18 protein-coding genes and 1 pseudogene are annotated in these 19,178 nt (G+C 71.1%); 12 read left to right on the top strand and 7 right to left on the bottom strand.

Features of this window, described 5'->3' with window-relative positions:
* Window positions 1–14: 14 nt before the first annotated feature.
* From ACIQCZ_RS03965 to ACIQCZ_RS03950, 4 genes are all read right to left on the bottom strand, one after another.
* Window positions 15–1,160: an RNA polymerase sigma factor gene (locus ACIQCZ_RS03965; protein ID WP_402280212.1), complete on the bottom strand. Its 1,146-nt coding sequence runs from the start codon at window positions 1,158–1,160 to the stop codon at window positions 15–17.
* 8 nt (window positions 1,161–1,168) lie between these two features.
* Window positions 1,169–1,576, bottom strand: coding sequence for a YciI family protein (locus ACIQCZ_RS03960; RefSeq protein WP_402279419.1), 408 nt, complete (start codon window positions 1,574–1,576; stop codon window positions 1,169–1,171).
* 697 nt (window positions 1,577–2,273) lie between these two features.
* The gene (locus ACIQCZ_RS03955; RefSeq protein WP_402279417.1) at window positions 2,274–3,152 is read right to left on the bottom strand and encodes a serine protease; all 879 of its coding nucleotides are present in this window, start codon (window positions 3,150–3,152) and stop codon (window positions 2,274–2,276) included.
* Between the two features lie 286 nt (window positions 3,153–3,438).
* A complete protein-coding gene (locus ACIQCZ_RS03950; RefSeq protein ID WP_402279415.1) occupies window positions 3,439–4,341 on the bottom strand; it encodes a DUF3626 domain-containing protein in 903 nt (300 codons plus the stop codon).
* A gap of 137 nt (window positions 4,342–4,478) precedes the next feature.
* On the opposite strand from ACIQCZ_RS03950, the gene ACIQCZ_RS03945 reads away from it, so the two are divergent.
* Window positions 4,479–4,691: a DUF4287 domain-containing protein gene (locus tag ACIQCZ_RS03945; RefSeq protein WP_402279413.1), complete on the top strand. Its 213-nt coding sequence runs from the start codon at window positions 4,479–4,481 to the stop codon at window positions 4,689–4,691.
* Window positions 4,692–4,867: 176 nt separating this feature from the next.
* Here ACIQCZ_RS03945 and ACIQCZ_RS03940 read toward each other — a convergent pair whose 3' ends face one another.
* The gene (locus tag ACIQCZ_RS03940) at window positions 4,868–5,215 is read right to left on the bottom strand and encodes a winged helix-turn-helix transcriptional regulator (RefSeq protein WP_402279411.1); all 348 of its coding nucleotides are present in this window, start codon (window positions 5,213–5,215) and stop codon (window positions 4,868–4,870) included.
* 96 nt (window positions 5,216–5,311) lie between these two features.
* Here ACIQCZ_RS03940 and ACIQCZ_RS03935 point away from each other — a divergent pair, with 96 nt between their 5' ends.
* From ACIQCZ_RS03935 to ACIQCZ_RS03900, 8 genes and pseudogenes are all read left to right on the top strand, one after another.
* Window positions 5,312–6,193 (top strand): NAD(P)-dependent oxidoreductase, encoded by an 882-nt coding sequence (locus tag ACIQCZ_RS03935; RefSeq protein WP_402279408.1) that lies wholly within the window; start codon window positions 5,312–5,314, stop codon window positions 6,191–6,193.
* Window positions 6,184–6,524: pseudogene (locus ACIQCZ_RS03930) on the top strand (arylamine N-acetyltransferase); the annotation flags it as partial. The gene ACIQCZ_RS03935 and the pseudogene ACIQCZ_RS03930, both read left to right, overlap by 10 nt.
* Before the next feature lie 408 nt (window positions 6,525–6,932).
* The gene (locus ACIQCZ_RS03925; RefSeq protein WP_351080351.1) at window positions 6,933–8,144 is read left to right on the top strand and encodes a pyridoxal phosphate-dependent aminotransferase; all 1,212 of its coding nucleotides are present in this window, start codon (window positions 6,933–6,935) and stop codon (window positions 8,142–8,144) included.
* 102 nt (window positions 8,145–8,246) lie between these two features.
* A complete protein-coding gene (locus ACIQCZ_RS03920; protein ID WP_402279406.1) occupies window positions 8,247–8,651 on the top strand; it encodes a hypothetical protein in 405 nt (134 codons plus the stop codon).
* A 169-nt stretch (window positions 8,652–8,820) separates the two neighbouring features.
* Entirely contained in the window at window positions 8,821–9,924 is a 1,104-nt protein-coding gene (locus tag ACIQCZ_RS03915; protein ID WP_402279404.1) for a hypothetical protein, read from the top strand.
* A gap of 29 nt (window positions 9,925–9,953) precedes the next feature.
* Window positions 9,954–11,171, top strand: coding sequence for a toxic anion resistance protein (locus ACIQCZ_RS03910; protein ID WP_402279402.1), 1,218 nt, complete (start codon window positions 9,954–9,956; stop codon window positions 11,169–11,171).
* Window positions 11,168–12,799 carry a substrate-binding domain-containing protein gene (locus ACIQCZ_RS03905; protein ID WP_402279399.1) on the top strand — a complete coding sequence of 544 codons (1,632 nt, stop codon included), beginning with the start codon at window positions 11,168–11,170 and terminating at the stop codon, window positions 12,797–12,799. The genes ACIQCZ_RS03910 and ACIQCZ_RS03905 overlap by 4 nt, the downstream gene beginning before the upstream one ends.
* The gene (locus ACIQCZ_RS03900; protein ID WP_402279396.1) at window positions 12,786–13,430 is read left to right on the top strand and encodes a hypothetical protein; all 645 of its coding nucleotides are present in this window, start codon (window positions 12,786–12,788) and stop codon (window positions 13,428–13,430) included. The genes ACIQCZ_RS03905 and ACIQCZ_RS03900 overlap by 14 nt, the downstream gene beginning before the upstream one ends.
* Before the next feature lie 64 nt (window positions 13,431–13,494).
* Here the strand turns inward: ACIQCZ_RS03900 and ACIQCZ_RS03895 are convergent, their stop codons facing one another.
* Window positions 13,495–13,776, bottom strand: coding sequence for a hypothetical protein (locus tag ACIQCZ_RS03895; RefSeq protein WP_402279394.1), 282 nt, complete (start codon window positions 13,774–13,776; stop codon window positions 13,495–13,497).
* Between the two features lie 327 nt (window positions 13,777–14,103).
* On the bottom strand, window positions 14,104–15,939 hold the full coding sequence (locus tag ACIQCZ_RS03890; RefSeq protein WP_402279392.1) for a phosphoenolpyruvate carboxykinase (GTP): 1,836 nt from the start codon (window positions 15,937–15,939) through the stop codon (window positions 14,104–14,106).
* 212 nt (window positions 15,940–16,151) lie between these two features.
* Between ACIQCZ_RS03890 and ACIQCZ_RS03885 the strand changes: the two genes are divergently transcribed.
* The 3 genes from ACIQCZ_RS03885 (at window position 16,152) to ACIQCZ_RS03875 (ending at window position 19,162) form a co-directional block, all read left to right on the top strand.
* The gene (locus ACIQCZ_RS03885) at window positions 16,152–16,850 is read left to right on the top strand and encodes a hemolysin III family protein (RefSeq protein WP_402279389.1); all 699 of its coding nucleotides are present in this window, start codon (window positions 16,152–16,154) and stop codon (window positions 16,848–16,850) included.
* 150 nt (window positions 16,851–17,000) lie between these two features.
* Window positions 17,001–18,518: an MFS transporter gene (locus ACIQCZ_RS03880; protein WP_402279387.1), complete on the top strand. Its 1,518-nt coding sequence runs from the start codon at window positions 17,001–17,003 to the stop codon at window positions 18,516–18,518.
* An 11-nt stretch (window positions 18,519–18,529) separates the two neighbouring features.
* Window positions 18,530–19,162, top strand: a complete 633-nt coding sequence (locus ACIQCZ_RS03875; protein ID WP_402279385.1) for a TetR/AcrR family transcriptional regulator — start codon at window positions 18,530–18,532, stop codon at window positions 19,160–19,162.
* The last annotated feature ends 16 nt before the right edge of the window (window positions 19,163–19,178 follow it).

The following is a 19,178-nucleotide window of genomic DNA, read 5'->3' as shown; positions in this document are numbered from 1 at the left end:
CCGGGCGCGACCCGTCAGCCGCGCCCGCGGGCGTTGAGCCGGGCGGCCCGGCGCGTCAGGTGGTCGCGCTCGGCGAGGTTGGTGGCCTTCCGGGCCGCCTCGGCGTACAGCCGTGCCGCCGTCGCCAGGTCGCCGTCGCGCTCGTGGAGGTACGCCGCCACCGCGGTGTGGCGGGGCAGCGAGTCGTTCAGCGCCGCGAGCGCCGCCAGGCCGGCGCGCGGTCCGTCGGCCTCGCCGACGGCCACCGCGCGGTTGAGCCGGACGACCGGGCTGTCGGTCAGGCGCGCGAGCTCGTCGTACCACTCGACGATCTGCACCCAGTCGGTCTCCTCGGCGGTGGGCGCGTCGGCGTGGAGTGCCGCGATGGCGGCCTGGGCCTGGAACTCGCCCAGCCGGTCGCGGGCGAGGGCCGCCTGCAGGATCTCGACGCCCTCGGTGATCGCCCCGGTGTCCCACCGGCCGCGGTCCTGTTCGGCGAGCGGCACCAGGCTGCCGTCGGGCGCGGTCCGGGCGGCGCGCCGGGCGTGGTGGAGCAGCATGAGGGCGAGCAGCCCCGCCACCTCGGGGTGGTCGATCGCGGCCGCGAGCTGCCGGGTGAGCCGGACGGCCTCGGCGGCGAGGTCGATGTCGCCGGAGTAGCCCTCGTTGAAGACCAGGTAGAGGACGCGCAGCACGGTGGCGACGTCGCCGGGCCGGTCGAGCCGCACACTGGACACGGTGCGCTTGGCCCGGCTGATGCGCTGCGCCATGGTCGCCTCCGGCACCAGGTAGGCCCGTGCGATCTGGCGGGTGGTCAGTCCGCCGACGGCGCGCAGCGTGAGCGCGACCGCGGACGACGGGGTCAGCGACGGGTGGGCGCACAGGAAGTAGAGCTGGAGCGTGTCGTCCACCGCGGGCACGGGTCCGGGCCCCGGCTCCTCGTCGACGAGATCCTCACGCCGGCGCCGGGCGGCCTCCGACCGGGTCGCGTCGAGGAACCGGTGCCAGGCCACGGTGACCAGCCAGCCCTTGGGGTCGCGCGGCGGGTCGGCCGGCCAGACGCGGACCGCCTCGACCAGCGCGTCCTGCACGGCGTCCTCGGCCGCCGCGAAGTCTGCTCCGCGGCGGACGAGGATCCCGAGCACGCTCGGCGTGAGGCTCCGGAGCAGGCTCTCGTCCATCGACGAGGTCACTCCGTGACGGTGGGCCGCGTGGTCAGGAACGGGCGCAGTTCGAGCCACTCGTGGATCGGCTTCCCGCCCGCCCCGGGGGCGGCGGACAGCTCTCCGGCCAGCTCGACGGCGCGCTCGTAGCTGTCGACGTCGATCACCATCCAGCCGGCGATGAGGTCCTTGGTCTCGGCGAACGGACCGTCGGTGACCGGCGGGCGGCCCTCGCCGTCGTACCGCACGAACGTCCCCTCCGGGGAGAGCGCCTGCCCGTCGACGAACTCGCCGGTCCGTTCGAGCCGGGCCGCGAAGTCCTCCATGTACTGCACGTGGGCCGAGATCTCCTCCGGCGTCCACTGGTCCATGCACACGTCGTTGACCGGAGCCGGGGCGCCGCGGTAGTGCTTGAGCAGCAAGTACTTGGCCATCGTGTTCTCTCCTCGGTGCTGGTGCGACCCATCTTGGCCGCGTTCACTGCTGGGACGAAGCCGGGCACGGGTTCTCGACATCGCCGCCCGAGATTTTTTGGCCCTTGTGGACGAGCCCGGGTGAGCCCTCTCGCGGAGTCCGGATCCACGGAGCGGCGCGAGGGCGGGACGGAGCGAGGCCTTCCGGGGCCGGCGGCACCGGGCGCCTGCACCGGGAGACGGCTTCGCGCGTCACCGCGTGTGTGGTCCTGGCGCGTCCCGGTACGCCCGGACCGATGAGTTGTCCGGTATGGAGAGCATGCGCGTCCGCGACGTCGCCCGCGATCCCGGCCGGCGTGCTCGTTCCGCGAGTAACGCAAGGGGATCCGTGACGAGCCGCACGACGCGGTCGCGGCGCCCGATGCCGTCCCCGTCGTGGGGCCGGCGGGCAACGCGCTCGACGGGCTCCGGCGCCGTGTCCGGCCGGTCACGCCCGGACGTCGCGGGCGCGACGACGCGCGAGGCCCGCTTCTGCTCCGTCATCCCGGCGACCGGAGAAGATCATGTTTCCCCCGACGCCGCGCGGAGACCACGGAAGAGCCCGCCGGATTCCGGCGGGCTCTTCCGTGCGCGGTGCGATCCGGTTCTCCGCGGTGCGGCGGGTCACCGCCGTCGATGCCCGAACGGCGGCGACGGCGGCGACCACGGGGTCACACACTCACGGCTTGGGCAGGGCACACCCCGGCCGGCTGAGGTCGAACTTGTTGCCGGTGCCGATGCACGGCACGATGCCGTAGGTCTCCTGGGCGTAGTTGATGCCCTGGCGCACCGTCACATTGCCGCTCTCGTCGACCTCGCACGGATTGTTGTCCGTGCACCGCTGGCCGTCCTCGTTGCCGGTGTTGTTGACGGCGACGACCTTGCCGGTCGCGTTGTCGATCACCGGGGAGCCGGACGTGCCGCCGATGGTCTGGCAGGCGGAGGTGTAGCGGACCGAGTCCTTCCAGGTCCACGAACCTTCCTTGAGACGGTAGACGAATCCGTCCACGTTGCAGGCGTACGTGCGCTTCCAGTAGCCGGAGACGACGGTGATCGCGGTGCCCTGGACGGGGTGTGCGGTGTTCAGCTCCAGCGCCTTGATGCCGTAGCTGCTCTCGATCTGCGCGTAGGTGCGGGTAAGTTGGTACACCGATATGTCGGTGTCGGTCATCGTCCCGTACGCGATCTTGCTCGCCCGCAGGGTGCCGACACCGCTGCCGGCGGCGTTCAGCAGGGTGAAGCTTCGGGTGGACGGCTGGTCGAACACCACCTCGCCCGGTCCCGGGAAACCCGACTCCATGCAGTGCCCGTTGGAGAGCACGAGCGCGGGGTCGTTGGGCTGGGAGTCGGGCGTACGGACGACGGAACCGGAACAGTTGCTGAGCGCGACGGTCCCGGCGAAGTTGACCGCCTTCGCCTTGATCTGTTCCTTGGGCTGGATCTGCGCCTTGACCGTGCCGGTCGCCGCCGCGTCGTGGCCGGTGGCCGCGGTCGCGGGTGCGATTCCCGTCCCGAGGAGCAGAACGGTGAAAAGCGCGCCGACGAGAGGCTTCTTCATGTGGGGGTCCCCTCTAGTGACCTGCGCAGGGCCCGAACGGCCCCTGCGACCGAAGTTCCTTCGGTTTTGACATGCGCATGTTGGCGCACGTGAGGGGCCCCCACAAGGGGCGGTTTCCGGCCGTCCGGCCGCGGACCGCCCGATACCGGGCCGTCGGATCCGGGCCGTCCGTTCTCAGGCCTTGGAGCGCTCCGCCGGGGTCCAGAGTTCCGCTTCGGCCTCTCCGCCGTCCTGCGACAGCCTCGCGTGCGGGATCCCGGGGCCGGGCCTGCTCCGAATGCTCACGTCAGGAAGCCGCGCCCTGCCGGACCCGACCGTCCGTGCCCGGATCGGTCGGATCGGCCGGGCGGTGCGGCGGGGCGCCGAAGCGGGCGAGGCAGTGCCAGACCCTCTTGAGCGACTGCGCGTCGTACCGGCCGCCGCGAACGGCGTCCCCGATGACGCGCGGGTCGAGCACACCGTCCTGCGCGATCTCGGCGCCGAGCTCGACGATCTCCGCGCCCCGATAGTCGGGACGGCGCCGCAACTGCTCGACGGTCAGCCGGAATCCCTCGTGCCACTCCGTGCGGCAGGGGAGCCGGCCGGCCGCCTCCTCGACCGGCGTGGACCGGTAGCCGGGGTCCAGCACCAGGGCCTCGACATGGCGGTCGAGGACGACCGGGCCATGTATCTGCGCCTCGATGTAGTCGTCGAGCGCGTCCCGGTCGTCGGCCTCGGCCAGTTCGATGAGGTGCGTACCGGAGGCGACTCCGAAGTCCGTCGGCTCGGCGGCGCTGTCCGGGTAGCAGAACGTGGCCCGAGGCAGGGTGTCCGCAGTCAGCCGGAAGTACGAGGAACCGAACCTCGGCGCCGCGCCGACAGCCTTCCGACGGAAGTTCAACGCGCCGTACACCGGACGCTGTTCGGCGGGCGCCGCATCGTACGCGCCGCCGAAGATCCGGCTCTCCCAGCGCCACCGGTCGCCGCCCGGGTGCGCGGTCAGGCCGCCGTTGCTGGTACCGGTGACGAACTGCGACCGGTAGACACCGTCCTCGGCCAGCCGGTCCAGGATCGGCCGACCGCCCACCAGCCGGTCGGGGTGGAAGTTCAGAGTGAGGGGCAGGTCGGGGTCGAGCGGCCGGCCCGTGGACCGGGACGCGACATGGCTCAGGGCCCGTGCCTGCGGCAACGGGGAAGGAGCTGCGTTCATCGGCGCAGTGTGCCGGAGCGCGGTCCGCCGCCGCACTCGGATTGCGGTCGGCCGGTGACGACGGGAGCACGGTCCGGCCCGCCCGGCCGCCGGATATCGCCCGGACGGTCACCGCCGGCGATGGCAGAATGCCCGCCATGACTGATGCCGTGAAGGGCCCCGCGAGCTATTTCCCGTCGATCGAGAAGAAGTACGGCCGCCCGATCGCGGAGTGGAAGGACCTGATCCGTTCCTCCCCGTCGACCAAGCACATGGAGATCGTCAACTGGCTCAAGTCCGAACACGGTTTGGGGCACGGACACGCCAACGCCCTGGTCGCGCACACGCTCGCCGAGGACAAGGGCGCGTAACCGCCCGGTGCACGATGGGGAGTGGATCGGCGAGCGTTGTCATGCGGCTTCGGGTCCGAGGCGGAGCAGGGAGGCGACGCGGAGCGTCGTCCACCGACGGCAACGCCGGAGGCGAAGCCGCATGACGCCGGGAGTCAGCCCGCCATCGCGCACCAGGCCGTGACCGCGGGCGCCCGTCAGGGCTGCGGCCGCTCGGCGCCCACGAGGATGTTCTCCCTTCCCCAGGCGCCGAGCGGCGCCAGTGCCTCGTTGAGCCGGGAGCCCAGCGGGGTCAGTGAGTACTCGACGCGCGGCGGCACCTCCGCATGCACCTCCCGGTGCACGATGCCGTCCTCCTCAAGCTCCCGCAGATGTGACGTGAGCACCTTCTCCGTCACCCCCGGCACCATCCTGCGCAGCTCGCCGAAGCGGCACACCCGCTCGTTGAGCGCCCAGAGGATCAGCACCTTCCACTTGCCGCCGATCACGTCCATCGCGGCGTCGATCCCGCAGACGTACGCCCCCGGCCTCCGTACGGTCCCCATGGCCCAGCCCTCCCACCTGCTCGCTCACCCGGCGGTAACCACCCACTTCGAAGTGCGTACTTGATCACTTCCGGGCCTGCGACAAGCCTAATCGGCATGACCGACAACGCATTCGAGAAGTCGCCGCTCACTCTCCTCGGGCTCGGTGCCATGGGCACCGCACTCGCCCGTGCCTGGCTCGCCGCCGGGCATCCGCTCACCGTCTGGAACCGCGGGCCGGGCCGGGCCGAACCGCTCGCCGCGGAAGGGGCCCTGGTCGCCCCGACCGCCGCCGAGGCGGTGGCGGCGAGCGGGCTCGTCGTCGTGTGCCTGCTCGACGACGCCTCGGTCGACGAGACCCTGACCGGCGTCGACCTGGCCGGAAAGGATCTGGTCGACCTCACCACGTCCACCCCCGCCCAGGCCCGCGCCCGCGCCGTCTGGGCCCGCGAGCGCGGGGCCCGCTTCCTGGACGGCGGGATCATGGCGGTCCCGCCGATGATCGGCGCCCCGGGCTCCGGCGCGTACGTCTTCTACAGCGGCTCCCGCGCCCTCTTCGACACCCACCACGACGTCCTGGCCGTACCGGCCGGCACCTCCTACGTCGGCGAGGACGCCGGTTTCGCCGCCCTGCACGACGTGGCGCTGCTGAGTGCGATGTACGGGATGCTCGCCGGGATCTCCCACGCGTTCGCCCTGGTCCGCAAGGAGAACATCGATCCGACGACTCTCGCCCCGCTGCTCGCCGACTGGCTCGTCGCCATGACTCCCTCCGTGCACGCGTCCGCCGCCCAGCTGGCCGACGGCGACTACACACGGGGGGTCGTGTCCAACCTCGCCATGCAGGTAGCGGGCAGTGCCACGCTGCTGCGCACGGCGGAGGATCAGGGGGTCAGCAGCGAGCTGCTGACCCCGTATCTGGACCTGATGGGACGTCTTCTCGCGGACGGGCGGGGCAACGAGAGCACGACGGGTGTGGTGGACCTGCTGGTCCGCTGACGCACCCGTTGTGGGAGCTCCAGGCGTACACCGCCGACGGGGGGGGTGGGAGGGCCAGTACGCCTTCACCCTGGAGCCCTTCGAGGCACCGGACTACGAGGTCATCAACTGGCACATCGCGACCAACCCGCGCTCCCCGTTCCAGCATCAGGTGTACGTCCAGCGCACCACCCCGGACGCCCATCTGTCGCTGACCGGCCGCACGCTGACGGTCACGGCGCACGACGGCACCCGCGAGGAACGGCAGCTGGCGGACGGCGACGAGGTGCTCCACGTGCTGGCGGCCGACTTCGGCATCCAGCTGCCGCAGGGCACACGACTGCCCGAGTGATTCACGGGGCGCACGCCTGTCCGAGTGACACCGGCAGCCGGGAGCGTGCCCCATCGGGGGCGCGCCTCCCTCACGGGCCGGGGCGTACAGGCCGGGGCGTACAGGCCGGGGGCGTACGGGCCAGGGGCCGCACGGGCCGGAGGCGTACGGGCCGGGGCGCGCCCCTCTTCGCGGCGCTCACCCCTCGAACACTTCCGCTCACGTGGCGCATCTCACCCGTCCGTCTCCGTCACGTCCTCGTTCCGGCCCTTTCCAAGCCCCGCCCCGTCCCCCACCGGCGTTCTCACGGTCCGGGGACGGTGGACGCATGGCTATGGAAGTCGGGCGACGACGCGCCGGGCACCCGGGTGGGGCAACCGGGGACGGAAGGCCGGGCGGCGCGCGAAACACGGTCGTAAGCTCCCAGACATGCAGGTCATCCAGTCCACGAAGCTCGCCAATGTCTGTTACGAAATCCGGGGCCCCGTGCTGGAGGAGGCGATGCGGCTGGAAGCCGCCGGTCACCGCATCCTCAAGCTGAACACCGGCAACCCTGCCGCGTTCGGGTTCGAGTGCCCGCCCGAGATCCTCGAAGACATACTGCGCAACCTCGCCGGGGCGCACGGTTACGGCGACGCGAAGGGACTGCTGTCCGCGCGGCGGGCGGTGATGCAGCACTACCAGACCAAGGGGATCGACCTCGACGTCGAGGACATCTACCTGGGCAACGGCGTCTCCGAGCTGATCCAGATGTCGATGCAGGCGCTGCTCGACGACGGCGACGAGGTCCTCGTACCGGCTCCGGACTATCCGCTGTGGACCGCGTCGGTGTCGCTGGCCGGCGGTACGGCCGTGCACTACCGGTGCGACGAGCAGGCCGACTGGATGCCGGACCTCGCCGACATCGAGCGGAGGATCACCGACCGCACCAAGGCGATCGTGATCATCAATCCGAACAATCCGACGGGTGCGGTCTACGACGACGAGATGCTGCGCGGGCTGACGGAGATCGCCCGGCGACACAACCTGGTCGTCTGCTCCGACGAGATCTACGACCGGATCCTGTACGACGGAGCGACCCACACCCCGACCGCGACGATCGCCCCCGATCTGATGGTGCTCACCTTCAACGGGCTCTCCAAGAACTACCGGGTGGCCGGGTACCGGTCCGGCTGGCTGGCGGTCTGCGGCCCCAAGGCGCACGCCTCCTCGTACATCGAGGGGCTGACGATCCTCGCCAACATGCGGCTCTGCGCCAATATGCCGTCGCAGCACGCCGTGGCCACCGCGCTCGGCGGCCGGCAGTCGATCGACGAGCTGGTGCTGCCGGGCGGCCGCATCCTGGAGCAGCGCGATGTCGCGTACGACCTGCTGACCTCCATTCCGGGTGTGACCTGCGTGAAGCCGAAGGGGGCGCTGTATCTCTTCCCGCGCCTCGACCCCAAGGTCTACAAGATCAAGGACGACCGGCAGATGGTCCTCGATCTGCTGCGGGCCGAGAAGATCATGGTCGTGCACGGCACCGGGTTCAACTGGCCGGAGCCCGATCACTTCCGCGTCGTGACGCTGCCCTCGACCGAGGATCTGACGGACGCGGTGACCCGGATCGCGCACTTCCTGGACGGGTACGGGCAGCCGTGACGGGTGGCCGGTCGTTCCCTGAGCCATCTCGGAATCGATTACGGACAACTTTAGACTGAATCCAAGCTAGGATGGTTCCACAGCAACACCAGGAGGCCATCCATGTACGAACCGATCCGCACCAAATCGGTCCACACACCGGCCGACCACGCCGACGACTTCCCGCACCGTTCCCGCGAGGAAGAGCTGGACATCCAGCTCGCCGGACACCTGGCCGCGCTTCTCGCGGTCACCGACGAGCTGGACCTCGGCGTGGCGGGCAACCGCATCGCCGAGCAGGTCGCCAGGCTGCGCGGCGCGCCGCCCGCCCGGCACGCCGGTCGAACCGATGCACCCGCGCTCACGCTCCACCGCCGTGCGCACGCCCTCGCGGGCCGGGCACTGGTGGTGGCCGCGTCCCGTGCCGACACGGCCGTCGCGATCCTCGCGGCGGAGCGCATGGACGCGCACACGGCGGCGGTCGACGCCGCCACCGCCGCCCCGTCGCGACTGGTCGGCGCCCTCTGACGGCCCCGGTTCACGGGCCGTCGAGGCGCGTGGACCGGGCGCCACCCATCCGTGCCCGGAGGCAGGACACCGGAGCGACCCGCTCCCGTCCTGCCTCCGTCGCGTACCGGGATGCTTACGGTCCGGTGCACGACACTTCACCTCCCGTCCACCCAACTCCGCCTGGAATGTGGGTTTCCGCGAGCAGGCTTCGCGTGTGAGACGCATCGTGGGAATCGTCCTGGCGGTGCTGCTGATCGGCGGAGTGGCAGTAGCCGTCGCAGTGGGCCGCGACACCGGGGACACGAGCACGGCAACGAAGACCGTGCGTGGAGTGATCGGATCGGAGAAGGCCGAGTTCTTCGACGATCCCGACGTGGTGAAGGCCCTCGCCGCCAAGGGGTTCACCGTCAAGGCGGAGACATCCGGCTCCTGGGCCATGGATCAACTCCCCCTCAAGGGATACGACTTCGCCTTTCCCGGCTCGCAGGCCCCGGCCGACGAGCTGCGGCGCAGGTTCTCCGTCGAGGGCGGGCCGCTCAGGCCGTTCTACTCGCCGCTGGTCGTCGTCGCGCACCGCGGCGCCGCTCAGGTGCTGGCGGACAACGGACTCGCGACGCTGAACGGAAAGGCCGGCGGGAAGCTGCTCATGGGCCCGTACCTCGAGGCCGCGCGGGCGGACCGGTCCTGGCAGCAGCTCAAGGGATCGGGAAAGCACGCCGAGTTGACCGGTACGGTCTTCATCACCAGCACCGATCCCGTCTCGTCCAACTCCGGCGCGCTCTACCTCGCCGCGGCGTCGTACGTCGCCGACGGCGGCCGGGTCGCCGCGGACGAGGCCGCGATCGACCGCACCGCGCCGCTGCTGAAGAAGCTGATCCAGGTGCAGGGCGCGCAGCAGACCAGCAGCGACGCCCCGTTCAGGGACTTCATCAGCGGTGTCGGCAACCCGCTGGTCCTGGTGTACGAGTCGCAGGTCGCCTCGCTGCTGATGCAGAAGCAGGAGGTCGGGGACCTGGTTCTCCTCTACCCCGACACGACCGTCTCCAGCGACCACACCCTCGTCCCGCTGACCGGCACCGGCCGGCGGCTGGGCGAGCTGCTCTCCACCGACCCGGAGCTGCGCAGGCTCGCCGTGCGGCACGGGTTCCGGCCCCAGGGTGCCGCGGCCGAGTTCACCGCCGCCACCAAGGGCCGCACCGACTACATCGACCAACAGCTGACCGGGGTCCGTCAGGCGCCCGTGCCCACCGCCACGGTGCTGCGCGCGATGGCCCGGCGGACCCGCGGCTGATGATCCACGCCTCCCGGGAGATCCCAACCATGACCCAAGAGCCGCAGCCGCCCGCCCTCACCCCGCCCGACGGGGCCGCCCCGCCGCTCGTCCTCACCCCGCCGGAGCCGGTCGCCCCGGTCCGCGCCGAGCAGGCCGCCGGTCTCGTACCGGTCGACGATTCGGTACGGGCGGAGATGACCCGCCGCGCCACCGAGTACATCGGCGGCCTCGCCGGGCTCGACGCCCGGTCGCCCGAGTTCGCCACCCGGATCGGGGAGATCACCTCGCTCGGGCAGGGCGACATCCGCGGTGCCGCCCAGCAGTCCAACCGGATGCTGGACCGCACCGTCCGCTCCCTGTCCGGTTCCGGGGAGGGGGACGCGCAGACCCGGGTCGGCGCCTCCCTCGTCGAGCTGCGTCGCACGGTCGAGGACCTCGACCCGCGCGACACCCCGGGCCGCGGCGCCCGCCGGCTCCTGGCCAGGCTCCCGGGCGGCAACAAACTCCGCGACCACGTCGCCAAGTACGCGTCCGCCCAGTCCACCCTGAACGGGATCGTGGGCTCGCTGCGCGGCGGGCAGGACGAACTGCGCCGCGACAACGCCGCCCTGCACACCGAGCGCACCCGGCTCTGGGAGACCATGGGCAAACTCCAGGAGTACGTGGTGCTCACCGAGGCACTGGACGGCGCCGTCGAGCAGCGCATCGCGGCGACCGCGGCGACCGACCCGGTGCAGGCGGACGCGCTGCGGGCCGACGTGCTCTTCCCCGTGCGGCAGAAGCACCAGGATCTGCTGACCCAGCTCGCGGTCTGCGCGCAGGGGTACCTCGCGATGGATGTCGTGCGCCGGAACAACGACGAACTCATCAGGGGCGTCGACCGGGCCGCGACCACCACCGTCTCCGCCCTGCGGATCGCCGTGATGCTGGCGTCGGCCCTGGAGAGCCAGCGCAAGGTGACCGAGCAGGTGCAGGTGCTGCGCTCCACGACGGAGGACCTGATCCGCGGGAACGCGGAGATGCTCGCCGGCCAGAGCGGCGAGATCCAGCGCATCGCCGCCGACCCGGCGGTGGGCGCGGAGACGCTGCGTACGGCGTTCCAGCAGATCTACCGGACGCTCGACGCCATCGACACGTACAAGGTGCAGGCGACCGAGTCGATGGCGGCGACCGTGGAGTCGCTCTCCATGGAACTCCGGCAGGCCGGGGCCCACTTGGAGCGCAGCCGGACCGCCGGGGCCCTTGAGGGCGGGGGTCTCGGATGACGGGCCGTCCCCGACGGCGGCCGAGACGGCTGCGGCACCGGGTCACGCGCTCGCTCGCCTCGCTGCTGGCCGTCGCCGCGCTCGTCCCGCTCGCCGCCTGCTCCGCGTCGGACGGCGGACCGTCCGGCGCCCCGACGAAGGACGACGGCGCCCCGCGCCCCGGCACGCTGCGCGTCCTCGCCTCCAGTGAACTCTCCGACATGAAACCGCTGTTGGATCAGGCCCGGAAGGCGACCGGGATCACCGTGCGGCCCACTTGGACCGGCACGCTCGACGCCGTCGAACTGCTCGGGTCCGGCAAGGCCGACGGCGCCTACGACGCGGTGTGGCTGTCGTCGAACGACTATCTGCGGCTGCGCCCGGACGCGGCCCGGCGCATCACGTCGGAGACCCCGCTGATGGCCTCGCCGGTCGCCCTCGGGGTCCGCCCGGCCGCCGTGAAGCGGCTGGGCTGGAAGCCTTCGGACGTCACCTGGTCGCAGGTGCACCGGGCGGTCGCCGAGGGCCGGCTGACCTATGGAATGACCGACCCGGTCCGTTCCAACTCCGGTTTCTCCGCGCTGGTTTCGGTCGCCTCCGGGCTCTCGGGCGCAGAGTCCGCCCTGACCGACGCCGATGTGCGCGGGGCGAGCGGGAAGCTGAAGGAGTTCTTCGCGGGGCAGCGGCTGACCTCCGGTTCCTCGGGCTGGCTGGCCACCGCGTACGCCCGGCGCGGCACGGTCGACGCACTGATCAACTACGAGTCGGTGCTGCTCTCGCTCAACCGCGACCGTCGCACCGGGCTGACCGTGATCCGTCCCCGCGACGGGGTGGTGACCGCCGACTACCCGCTCAGCACGCTGTCCGCCGCCGCACCGGAGGCGAAGGACTCGGTGCGGGCGCTGACGGCCTACTTCCGCACCCCGGCCGTTCAGCGGCAGCTGACCCGGCAGACGTTCCGCCGCCCGGTCGTGCCCTCGGTACGGCCCGCCGCACCGCTCGCCGCCGAGGCACGCCGTGAACTCCCGTTCCCCGGCTCGCGGTCGGTCGCCGACGGGCTGCTCCACTCGTACGAGAACAAGCTCCGCCGGCCCTCGCGCACCGTGTACGTCCTGGACACCTCCGGCTCGATGAAGGGGGAGCGGCTGCGGCAGCTGAAGGCGGCACTGACCGGGCTGACCGGGGACTTCCGGGAGCGGGAGGAGGTCACGCTGCTGCCGTTCGGCTCGTCCGTGAAGCAGATCCGTACGCATACGGTCGACCCGGCCGATCCGCGGCGGGGCCTGGCGGCGATCAAGGCGGACACCGCCGCGCTGACGGCGAGCGGGGAGACGGCGATCTATTCGAGTCTGCAGTCGGCCTACGAGCATCTCGGCGACGGCACAAAGTCCGCGTTCACCTCGGTGGTGCTGATGACGGACGGCGAGAACACGGCGGGCGCCACGGCCGACGGCTTCGCCTCCTACTACCGGTCGCTGCCCGCCGCGCGGCAGAACACCCCGGTCTTCCCGGTCGTCTTCGGCGACTCGGACCGCGGCGAGCTGGACCGGATCGCCACGCTGACCGGCGGCCGGCTCTTCGACGCGACGAAGGACCAGGGGCCGGGCTCCCTGGACGGGGCGTTCGAGGAGATCCGTGGCTACCAGTAGGCCGGACGGCGAGGCACGGGGCGGATCCGCGAACAGGGTCCTGGCCTACGTCGAATCACGGAAGAACCTGACCGGTAGCGCCTGCGGGATCATCGGACTCGCCCTGACCTTCACCGGGCTCGCGGGGGCGTACTGGCCGGTGGTGGTGGTCGGGCTGTACGGCGCGGGCGCGCTGATCGCACCCCCCGAGCGCCCGCCCGCCCCGGACTTCCCCGACCCTTCGTCCCGGCTGGACGCGCTGCGGGACGACTTCGGGACCCTGCGGGCGTATCTGGACGAGGTGGAGCTGCCACCGGCCGCGGCCGGCCGGCTCACCGAACTGACGGAGCTGCTGGCGGGGTTGCTGGCCCCCGGCTGGGTGTCCCAGGCGCTGGCCACCGATCCGGAGGGCGTCCACGCCCTGTCGCGCGCCGTGCACCAGGACATCCCGGAGTCGGTCGACACGTTCGTACGGACCCGCTGGTGGACGCGGATCGCGCCCGGCACGGAACCGCCGGAGCGTCATCTGGAGCGGCAGCTGGCGCTGTTGCACCGGGAGGCGGAGGCCTTGGCGACGGCGCTGCGGGAGGCGGAGACGCGACGGCAGCAGACCCACACCCGGTATCTGGAGGACCGGGGCCACAACGGGTAGCGCGATGGGGCGGCGGTCCGGGCGACGCCCCGGACCGCCGCTCAGGGAAGCGGGACGGTACTCGTCAGTTGCGGACCCGTACCGTCGCCGAGGCCGTCGACGCCAGCGAACCCACCCTCTGGCCCTGGAAGTTGTAGACGTGGACCTGGTTCGCGTGCGGGTTCCGGCGGTCGTCCGTGAGATAGACCCGCCCGTGCACCGAGTCGACGACCATCGCCGAGTACGAGGAGATCGGCAGCTTGGCCACGGTGTCACCGGGCACGGTGCCGTCGGCCGCGAGGGCGGCGGACGGAGCGAGGGCGGTGAGCCCGGCGGTGCCGAGTGTCAGTGCGGCGAGCGTCGCCACGATACGTATGCGGTGCTGATTCCTTCTCAACTGAGTCCCCCACAGGCTCGGCCGGTCTCCGGCCGACCGAGCCGGAGGCATGTGAAGGAACATCGAATCTTGTGGAGGTACCGTGCGCAAGGGCAGGGCGATGCCGGGCCGTTCTTCATGAAACCGGCAGGAAAAGGGCGGAGCGCAAGGCGGAACATGGGGAGACCCCCGGAACCGTGAGGGGATTCCGGGGGCCTTGCCGCGGCGGGCTGTCGACCCCACAGGTCAGGGCGGATGTCCGAAGACCCGGCCGCGGGGTGCGCGGGGGCGCACCCGCGCGGGGTGCGCCCGGGGGTGTCAGCCCAGGCGCTGGACCAGCGCGCGGTACTCGTCCCACAGCTCCTTCGGCGCGTGGTCACCGAAGGTGTTGAGGTGCTCGGGGATCAGCGCCGCCTCCTCGCGCCAGACCTCCTTGTCGACGTTGAGCAGGAAGTCCAGGTCCGATTCGGAGAGGTCCAGGCCCTTGGTGTCCAGGGCACCCTTGGCGGGCAGGACACCGATCGGGGTCTCGACGCCCTCGGCCCTGCCGTTCAGGCGCTCGACGATCCACTTCAGGACGCGGCTGTTCTCGCCGAAGCCGGGCCACACGAACTTGCCCGCCTCGTTCTTGCGGAACCAGTTCACGTAGTAGATCTTCGGGAGCTTCGACTGGTCCGCCTTGTCCGCGCCGACCTTGACCCAGTGGGCCATGTAGTCGCCCATGTTGTAGCCGCAGAACGGCAGCATGGCGAACGGGTCGCGGCGCAGCTCGCCGACCTTGCCCTCGGCGGCGGCGGTCTTCTCGGAGGCCACGTTGGCGCCGAGGAAGACGCCGTGCTGCCAGTTGAAGGACTCGGTGACCAGCGGCACGGCCGAGGCGCGGCGACCGCCGAAGAGGATGGCCGAGATCGGCACGCCCTTCGGGTCCTCCCACTCGGGCGCGATGATCGGGCACTGGCCGGCCGGGACGGTGAAGCGGGCGTTGGGGTGGGCGGCCGGGGTCTCGGACGCCGGCGTCCAGTCGTTGCCCTTCCAGTCGGTGAGGTGGGCCGGAGCGGTCTCCGTCATGCCCTCCCACCAGACGTCGCCGTCGTCGGTGAGCGCGACGTTGGTGAAGACGGAGTTGCCCCACATGGTCTTCATGGCGTTGGCGTTGGTGTGCTCGCCGGTACCGGGCGCGACGCCGAAGAATCCGGCCTCGGGGTTGATCGCGTAGAGGCGGCCGTCCTCGCCGAACCGCATCCAGGCGATGTCGTCACCGATGGTCTCGACGGTCCAGCCGGGGATCGTGGGCTCCAGCATGGCGAGGTTGGTCTTGCCGCAGGCGCTCGGGAACGCGGCGGCGATGTACGTCGGGGCGGCGGCCTCGTCCTTCGGCGGCGTGAGCTTGAGGATCAGCATGTGCTCGGCGAGCCAGCCCTCGTCGCGCGCCATGACGGAGGCGATGCGCAGCGCGTAGCACTTCTTGCCGAGCAGGGCGTTGCCGCCGTAGCCGGAGCCGTACGACCAGATCTCGCGGTCCTCGGGGAAGTGCGAGATGTACTTGGTGCTGTTGCACGGCCACGGAACGTCTTCCTGGCCCTCTTCCAGGGGAGCGCCCAGCGTGTGCACGGCCTTCACGAAGAAGCCGTCGGTGCCCAGCTCGTCGAGGACGGCCTGTCCCATGCGCGTCATGGTGCGCATCGAGACGGCGACGTAGGCGGAGTCGGTGATCTCGACGCCGATCGCGGAGAGCGGGGAGCCGACGGGGCCCATGCAGAACGGCACGACGTACATCGTGCGACCGCGCATGGAGCCGCGGAAGATGCCCTTCTCACCGGTGAAGACGGCCCGCATCTCGGCGGGGGCCTTCCAGTGGTTCGTCGGACCCGCGTCCTCCTCCTTCTCGGAGCAGATGAACGTGCGGTCCTCGACGCGGGCGACATCGCTCGGGTCGGACGCGGCGTAGTACGAGTTCGGGCGCTTCGTCCCGTCCAGCTTCGTGAACGTGCCCTTGGCCACGAGCTCCCCGCACAGGCGCTCGTACTCGGCCTCGGAGCCGTCGCACCAGACCACCCGGTCCGGCTGGGTGATGGCTGCGATCTCGTTCACCCAGGAGACGAGTTCCTGGTGGTCGGTGGGGGCAGTGAGGGGAGCCGCGATGTCGCGCGCCACGATCGCTCCTTGATGAGGGTGTCTGTTTGGTAGTTGCCCCGTGGGGGCTGCGACCCGGATGCTTCGACCCCTTCGAATCCCGTTGGCGCTCATCCGGTGCCGACCGCACTCATTTGATCATCCGACCGTTTCACCCATATGTCCAGGGGGCCGCACACGTGAGCATCACCACTCGCGACCGTTACCTACGGTCCCGTAGGTACGATGCGGGAATGACTGCTGCCGCCGCCGCGCCCGAGCCAGCCGGGATGGAATCAGCCGAGTCCGACACCGCCCCGCCGAAACCACGAATGCGTGGCTGGCTGCACGCCGGGATGTTCCCCGCCGTGATCGTCGCGGGGATCGCGCTGATCGCGCTGACGGACAGCGCCCGCGGCAGGATCGCCTGCGGCATCTACGTCCTGACCGCATGCCTGCTGTTCGGCGTGAGCGCCCTCTACCACCGCGGCACCTGGGGTCCGCGCGGCGAGGCGGTGCTCCGCCGGCTCGACCACGCCAACATCTTCCTGATCATCGCGGGCACCTATACCCCACTGACCCTTCTCCTGCTCCCCGAGGCGACCGGGACGCCGCTCCTGTGGGCGGTCTGGGCGGCGGCGGCCGCGGGCATCGCCTTCCGGGTGTTCTGGGTCGGCGCGCCGCGCTGGCTCTATACGCCCTGCTACATAGCGATGGGCTGGGCCGCGGTCTTCGTCCTGCCGGACTTCATGCGGACCGGCGGGATCGCGGTGCTGGTGCTGGTCGTCGTCGGCGGACTGCTCTACAGCGCGGGCGGCGTCATCTACGGCATCAAACGGCCCAATCCGTCACCGCGATGGTTCGGCTTCCACGAGGTCTTCCACTCCCTGACCCTGGCGGCCTTCGTCGTGCATTACGTCGGCATCTCACTGGTGGCCTACAACCACAGCTGAGCACCCCCTCCCCCCCCTCCCCCGCAATGGCCGTGGCCCGAAAGCCGCGGCCATTCGCCATGTCAGGACCCCGACGCAGGCCATATATTGACACCAGAAATCTTTTGAGAGTTACTGTCACTTGACACCGACTCCCGAAGGAGCATTCCCATGAACCGACGCTGGTGGGCCCTGGGCGCGCTGGTCGCGAGCATGCTCGTCCTCGGATTCGACATGACGATCCTCAACGTGGCGCTGCCGACCATGGCCGGACAGCTCGGCGCCACCACCGGCGAGCAGCAGTGGATGGCCGACGCCTATGTCGTCGTCTTCGCCGCGCTGATGCTCCCCGCCGGACTGCTCGGGGACCGGTTCGGCCGTCGCCGGATGCTCATCACCGGCCTCGGCATCTTTCTGATCGGCTCGCTCATCGGCTCGCTGGCCGACGTCGTACCGGCCGTCGTGACCGCCCGCTGTGTCATGGGCATCGGTGCGGCGCTCGTCATGCCGCTCGCGTTGGCCGTGCTGCCGTCGCTGTTCGGCGCGCCCGAGGACCGGGTCAAGGCCATCGGCATCGTCTCGGCCGCCTCCGCGCTGGGGCTGCCGCTCGGCCCGATCCTCGGCGGCTGGCTGCTGGACCACTTCTGGTGGGGCTCGATCTTCCTGATCAACATCCCGATGGTGGCGATCGGCATCGCTGCCTGCGTGTTCCTGCTCCCGGAGACCAGCGACCCGGCTTCCCCGAAGGTCGATGCCCTCTCCACCGCCCTGACCGCGACCGGTCTCGGCACGCTGATCTACGCCATCATCGAGGCGCCCGGGCGCGGCTGGGGCGACCCGCTGGTGCTCGGCATGCTGGCCGCCGGTGTCGCATTGATCGCCGCGCTCGTCGTACGGGAACGCGGCGTCGGGCGCCCGATGCTCGACATGTCCCTGCTGCGGCAGTGGCCGTTCCTGCTGAGCACGCTCGCCGCGACTCTGGTGATGTTCGTGATGTCGGGGCTGCTGTTCATCCTGCCCGGCTACCTCCAGGCGGTCCTGGGCCACGACGCCTTCGGCACGGGGGTGCGGATGCTGCCGATGATGGGCGGGCTGATCGTCGCCGCGAAGGCGGGCGCCCCCGTCACCCAGCGGTTCGGGGCGCGCGCCACGGTGACCGCGGGCCTGGCCGTGCTCGCCTTCGCCGCGTTCCTCGGCAGCCGTACGACGGTCGACAGCGGCTACGGCTTCACGGCACTGTGGCTCTCCGTCGCGGGGGTCGGCTTCGGCTTCGCCGTCGTCCCCGCGATGGACGCCGCGCTGGCCGCCCTGCCCGCGGACCGTGCGGGCAGCGGGTCGGGGCTGCTGATGACCGTACGGCAGACGGGCAGCGCCCTCGGGATCGCGTTGCTCGGCAGCCTGCTCGCCGGCGCGTACACCGGCCGGCTCGACACCACCGGCGTACCCGCCACCGCGGCCGACACGGCCGGGGACTCGGTCGTCGCCGCCCATGCCGTCGCGGCGAAGCTCGGCGCGCAGCGGCTGGCCGACTCCGCGGACGCCGCGTATCTGCACGGCATGAGCGTGGTGCTGCTCGTCGTCGCTGTCACGTCCCTGGTGTCGTCGCTGCTGGTCGGAGCGTTCCTGACGAACCTTCCCGACAAGTCCCGGGAGGGGACGGACGTGGCCCCCGCGCCCGTCGATGCCTGACAATGGCGACCATGGCCGCCACCTCTCGTACCTCTTCCGTTTCCGCCCCCGGGACGCCTCCCGCGATGGGGCTGCGCGAGCGGAAGAAGCTCAGGACCAGGATCGCGATCCGCCGGGCGACGTACCGGCTGATCTCCGAGCAGGGGTACGACGCGACGACGATCGAGCAGATCGCCGAGGCGGCCGAGGTGTCACCGAGCACCGTCTTCCGGTACTTCGCGACCAAGGAGGACATCGTCCTCACCGACGAGTACGACCCGATCATGGAGGCCGAGCTGCGCAACCGGCCGGCCGACGAACCCCCGCTGGAGTCGCTGCGGTTCATCACGACCGAGGCGCTGACGGCGTTCCTCGCGAGCGAGGAGGAGGAACTGCGGCAGCGCACCCGGCTGATGGTGGAGGTCCCCGCCATCCGGGCGCGGATGACGGAGACCATGTCGGACACGGCGAAGGTGCTGGCGCAGGCGCTCGCCGACCGTAGCGGCCGCAGCCCCGACGACCTGGAGGTCAGGGTGTTCATCGCGGCGGTGCTGGGGGCGCTGCGCGAGGCGACGCTTTACTGGGGCGAGCACGGCCAGGAGGGCGACCTGATCACGGTGGTCAACCGGGCACTGGACACGCTCGAAGGCGGTCTGACGCTCTGACCGGGGCTTCACCCCC

The sequence above is a fragment of the Streptomyces sp. NPDC093149 genome, assembly GCF_044754145.1.
GTDB lineage: Bacteria > Actinomycetota > Actinomycetes > Streptomycetales > Streptomycetaceae > Streptomyces.
Note: the sequence above shows the minus strand (reverse complement) of the source record. Positions and strands in the feature narration are given on the sequence as shown.